This window comes from Leptolyngbya sp. PL-A3, from assembly GCF_039962325.1.
Taxonomy (GTDB): domain Bacteria; phylum Cyanobacteriota; class Cyanobacteriia; order Elainellales; family Elainellaceae; genus Vacuolonema.
This window is the reverse complement of the sequence record NZ_JAMPLB010000139.1, coordinates 1-5,283: the sequence shown is the minus strand read 5'-3', so window position 1 is coordinate 5,283 and position 5,283 is coordinate 1. Positions and strand designations below refer to the sequence as shown.

Genomic DNA, 5,283 nt, shown 5'->3' with positions numbered 1-5,283 from the left:
GCAACATTTTTGAAATTGGGGGTGATTCTTCGGATTCACCCTATTTTTTGACCTTTCCTGCTGCCGTTTCTGTTGCACAGCTTACGTTTCAGTCTCTCTGTCACCCCTTGAGATAGAGCCTACATCAATCGAACGGAGCGCTTAAACTGCCTACGGGGACGCCTCAATATCTCCCATCAAATCTGCCGCCCCTGGGACATCAAACCTAAATGTCACTATTACGAGCAAACGGCTGATATTGAAGACAACCAGCTTCTATTGTGGACACTAAGACAGATTACAAATCACGGCATTATCCGAGATGCGGTTTCTTGTAAAGTCCGCCAAGCGTACCGTGCCCTGCATGGCACCATCAGCCTCTCTCCCTTTGAAGCTTACAATTGCACAGGCCGCACCTACAACCGCCTCAATGAGGACTACCAAACCCTTCATGCCCTCTGCCGCTTCTTTTTAGACCAGAGTGGTCCAAGCCTTCAACAGGGTGATCGCAGAATGCTGCCATTTCTGGTTGATATGAATCGACTTTTTGAGAGCTTTGTTGCGGCATGGCTTCACGAGCATCGGCATGAAGTTCTAGAACCTCACGGACTGAAGCTCAAAGTTCAAGAAAAAGTACAGCTCTCTGATAACCACGCTCTCCACTTCAATATTGACCTGGTTCTAGCTGACATTGCTACTGGAATGACTCGCTACGTCCTCGACACCAAATACAAAGCACCTAAGTTCCCATCGTCGGGTGATATACAGCAGACGATCGCCTACGCTGAAACTAAAGGAACAACAGAAGCCGTGTTGATCTATCCACAGGATTTAGAACAGCCTCTCAATACACGCCCGAACAGGATCCGGGTTCGGAGTTTGACGTTTGCGATCGCAAATGATCTTGAAATAAGCGGTCGCAGTTTTATTCAATCCTTACTCTGTTGAGGATAAGGCAGCTACTCAGGTTCAGTTCTTACATCTACACAAATATTCAGTATTTTCTATGAAGGCAGCTTATCAACAGGCTTGTTATGTTGTTGATAATACTTATTCCTCCTCCGCGTCATAAACCAGCTTCATAAAGATATTCAAGGTTCTACTGTCATGAACGAGCTACTCGACTTAACCAAGGTTCCCGAAAGCGATCGCATTGCCTTCTATGGAGCACTATTCGCGTTGGCGTTTGCCGATGACTCTATCGACAAAGAAGAAGTCGAGCTAATTTTCAGTGTCATGGAATTAGAGGGAATGTCTGAAGTTGGAAGAAGACAGGTGCAATCATATATCATTGAACCTCCCTCCTTATGGGCATGTTTAAGAGCTTTGAGTATAGCCAACGAACAACTACGCTATAGCCTTATGATTAATCTAGTTGATACGGCTTGGGCAAATGACGAGCTAGATTCTAATGAAGAAGAAGGAATAATTCTAGCCCAACGTGAGCTAAACATCTCATATGAACAATTAGAGGCTATTAAGCAATTTATCCAGAAAGTTCGAGAAATCCGTGTACGTGGTTTAGATGATAATTATGCAGCTGATGCCCTGAAAACAGCCACAGCAGGCCTTACCGCAGTAGGAGTTCCTGTCGCAGCCATTTGGTTTTCCGGTTCAGTCATTGGTTTAAGTGCCGCAGGTATCACATCCGGATTAGCTGGCCTCGGCGCACTCATCGGAATAGGAGGTATGATTCCAGGAATTGGAGTTGCTATCCTTTTAGGTACTGGAATCTTCATGGGTGTCAATGCCTTGCTAGACACGGGGGATAAATCAAAAAAGGCACAGCACCAAGCTGAAAAAGAACGTAAAGCTCAGCTAGTAATTAAAAACATGCAAGGAGCTATTAATCAGCTAGTTGAACAAATTTCTAGTCTCCAAGAGCGAGCTACTAAACTTGAAGCAAGTGCTGCTGAAGCAGAAGCTAATCAAGAAGCTATTAGACTGCTAACCGAGCGGCTCAAGTTTATACAACAGTCCGTTAACAAACGGAAGCAAGCTTATGGAGTAGCTTGATATGCTGTCTGAGAAATTCATTGTAGAGCTTGGTATTGCTTTGCAAGCTCAAAATCATCTCCTCCGAAAGCTTGCAAGTGCTACCTCTGAAATTGGCTCAAAATTGACGAATATTGAGCAGAAGTTATCTGACACAGGTGTGGCATCAGAACAGCTTCAAGCACTTGAAAAACTGATGAGCGATCTAGAGGCCTCTCAGGACTGGCTTGAAGTAGAGGATTTTGAGAACTTCAATGTAGATCAGATTCTAGGGCTATACAAACAGCGGCAAAAACATATTTCTGTCGAACTAATCAAGATTGGTTTCAACGATTGGGAGAGCTTTGTTAGACAATGCCAAGCCTATACCCTATCGCAGGGAATCGATCCCTTGGCTCCTTACGAAGCACTTTTAACAGAGGCAGATTTTGAAGTACTTAAAGAAGAATCTTTCAATGCTCAGTTTAGATGGGATAAATGGGATTATATTTTTGTCGGTGCTAGTGGTATTCTGGCAAGTTTAACAGACTACTTTCTCGTCAAAATACCTACGACCCTAACAACAGGTCAATATGCTGGGCAAACGAGTAGCCCCATTACAGAATGGATAAAGAAGTACGATACTACTCGCGGTGATGATTGGTTTGCAAGCTGGGCACAGAACCTTGCTGAAACATGTAAAGTTCCTTATGATTCGATGAGCTACGTTGATGCAGACAGCATTAAACGTATTACTGGAATATTTCCTAAATCCCATCGGCTCCAATCTTTAGGCCATGATCCGGTACTTGGATTCATCTTTGGGGTACTGGACATTATGCGAGGGACAATAACTGGTTTTTCCTATGACAGGCTGACCCACAGTCATACATGGTTGCAAGGTGCTGTTTGGTCAAACCTTGAACCTATCAACCTCATAGAAGCAATTCTCCGGCAGATTGGACACCTCATCTCTGATGTAGCCACCCCGATGGGTCTACCTGCTCCTTTCATGACATTAATTCAAGGAATTAATGTGGGTAGTTTCGGGAAGGGGAGGCATACTATCGGAGAACTTGCTCGATGGATGTATCTTAATGGATACGATTTCAGACATTTTTTAGTTTCTGGAATAACACCAGCCGTTATCGAAATTTTTCTACGTGCTTACATCATGTTGAGACATTACGCCGAACATGGTGAACAGAGAGTTAATCTTACCTCACACCCAAAATATCGAACTATGCTGTTGCTAGCACATGGTATTGCAACAGCAGGAAATGCCGGTAAAATTACCTTAATGCAAGGAAACCCATTAGCCATTAATTATGCTGAGTGGATGGCATTTATCCGCTATCTCATGCCCAGCATGAAGTACTGGCTTTTTGACCAATATCAATTAAAGATTGAGCATTTAGAGAATATTAATACCAACGAGTGGGAACAGCTCTTGAAAAGTAGCGATGACATATTGGCAGCCGTTACAGCACTTGACTATCCAACAGTAACATTAGGCAAGCTTTGAAAATACGGCTCAAAATCAAGCCTTTGCAGCCATGCCACAGTAACAACTCTGGAACAAATTACTCCTTCTCCTCATCCTCCAGCAAAATCGTATTCAATAAATTTAACTCCGACGATGCCATAAAGTACCGATCGCCAAACACAGTTTCCAACTGAGCAGCAGTACGCCTGCCCGCCACCGCCACCCAGGGAAAGGACTGATATTGAGCAATTACTGGCAGCACCACCCCTTGAGCAGTCAGCGATCGCCCCAGTGCATCGCGCCACGCATCTGGCTCCTCAAGAATTTGCTGGCGCTCCATACCATCGCTATCCTCACTATTTCTCCAAAAGTGTGGATAATCCAAGGGCAGCCCGATTGTTACCTGCTCGGTTTGAACCGTCTGAAGGGTTGCATACTCCTGATTTGCAGCTTCTTTCTCGCGAACCAGGAGCTTATGCAATTCTTTAGCTGGCCGCCGTAGCTTGGGGGGAAATGTCTTGTCTTCTGAGATTTGGCGCAACAGCCCCAGGAGATGCCCACTACTAAATCGCACATCAGATCTCCACCCTTCAAAGTTAAAGCGCTCCTCACTCTGACGATCGCCCCAATCCTCCATCCAAAATGGCCCAAGACAACTTAACCCTTTTGGTACCACCAGGGCATCATTCTCCAGCGACGGCAGTAGGGAACTTGAGCTACGAGATACCGATTTCACCAGAGCTTCTAAAGTTGAATAGTCAGCATAGGATTTAGCATCTCTATCTTGTGCCTGTCCTTTTAGATTAAATTGGGAAAACAATTGGCTCGCTAGCTGTGCAGCCTTGGCTACACAAGCTTTGTTTTCTGTGGAATGATCATCACAGATAAAAACTTTTGCTTCCTGCAAAAAATCTCGAACGTCATCTGACATCAAGCTCAAAAGCTCTTCATCGCCTACAAACCCTACAGGTACAAAGGCAATCCGCTGCCGCTTGAGTCCCGCATCCCCTTTGATGCGGGTGTGGATGGTGGCACGCAGCATCACCAGCAGCGTCAATAGGTCACTGGATTGCCGTAACCACAAACGCTCGCGATCGCTCTCCTCATCCATCACCACAAAATCATTAATCAGCATCACAAGCTGACGGGCTGTATCATCTCCTGATTTCTGCGCCCCTGTAAGTGGATCGCGGTAAGACCCACGCCCCCGGTATATCAGCTGAGCTACTTCCATCAGTGCCGCCTCAACGTTAAAGCGCGGCATCGAAGCAATAATCCAATCCGTTTTTGGAAATGAAACCCCCCGTGCCCCCGATGAGGTCATCAGAAAAACTCGCACCTCATCACGTCGAGGTTCTTGAACCAGATCAATCCGCCGCTGTTCAGGAACACTTTGGTCAAGAACTTCAACCTGGTCCCTTGATAGTAGGGCATCTTCTCCACCCACGAGTTTCTCTCGAAGCTGACGCAGAAACGCTTTATCCTGGGCAAAAAAGATAATCTGCACTGCATCATGCTCTAAACCCCGTTGAATCTCAGCATAGGCATTATTCAGTAGCTCATCTTCTGACTGACTGCGTATTGCCTGACGCACCCCTTGCTTTTTACCTTCTGAGGTCAACCCTGGGGTGATGGGCGATAGGCGGATACTGTAATCAATATCAAGCTTTGATGCCGGATAGCTATTGGTCATCACATGCAGGGTTGGATGCTTTTTAGGCCCCACTTTTGTATAGAGCCCATTTGATATCTTAAGAAGGGGCTGAAAGCCTCTTCAGCATTAGCCGGATGAAGCAAAGATCGATTTGGGCTTTGGCGTGAGATAAAGTACGCTCAAAGTTCTT

At 45.5% G+C, this 5,283-nt stretch carries 4 protein-coding genes and 1 pseudogene; 3 read left to right on the top strand and 2 right to left on the bottom strand.

Annotated elements, in window-relative coordinates:
- The first annotated feature begins 123 nt into the window (after positions 1–123).
- The 3 genes from NDI52_RS34615 to NDI52_RS34605 all read left to right on the top strand — a co-directional run bounded on the left by NDI52_RS34615 (position 124) and on the right by NDI52_RS34605 (position 3,478).
- Entirely contained in the window at positions 124–927 is an 804-nt protein-coding gene (locus NDI52_RS34615) for a hypothetical protein (protein ID WP_348257191.1), read from the top strand.
- Positions 928–1,086: 159 nt separating this feature from the next.
- A complete protein-coding gene (locus NDI52_RS34610; protein WP_348257190.1) occupies positions 1,087–1,995 on the top strand; it encodes a TerB family tellurite resistance protein in 909 nt (302 codons plus the stop codon).
- A 1-nt stretch (position 1,996) separates the two neighbouring features.
- Positions 1,997–3,478: a hypothetical protein gene (locus tag NDI52_RS34605; protein ID WP_348257189.1), complete on the top strand. Its 1,482-nt coding sequence runs from the start codon at positions 1,997–1,999 to the stop codon at positions 3,476–3,478.
- Positions 3,479–3,536: 58 nt separating this feature from the next.
- On the opposite strand, the gene NDI52_RS34600 is transcribed toward NDI52_RS34605, so the two are convergent.
- Together NDI52_RS34600 and NDI52_RS34595 are read right to left on the bottom strand one after the other, a co-directional pair.
- Positions 3,537–5,132: a helicase-related protein gene (locus NDI52_RS34600; RefSeq protein ID WP_348257188.1), complete on the bottom strand. Its 1,596-nt coding sequence runs from the start codon at positions 5,130–5,132 to the stop codon at positions 3,537–3,539.
- Positions 5,133–5,190: 58 nt separating this feature from the next.
- A pseudogene (locus NDI52_RS34595) lies at positions 5,191–5,283 on the bottom strand (IS5/IS1182 family transposase); the annotation flags it as partial.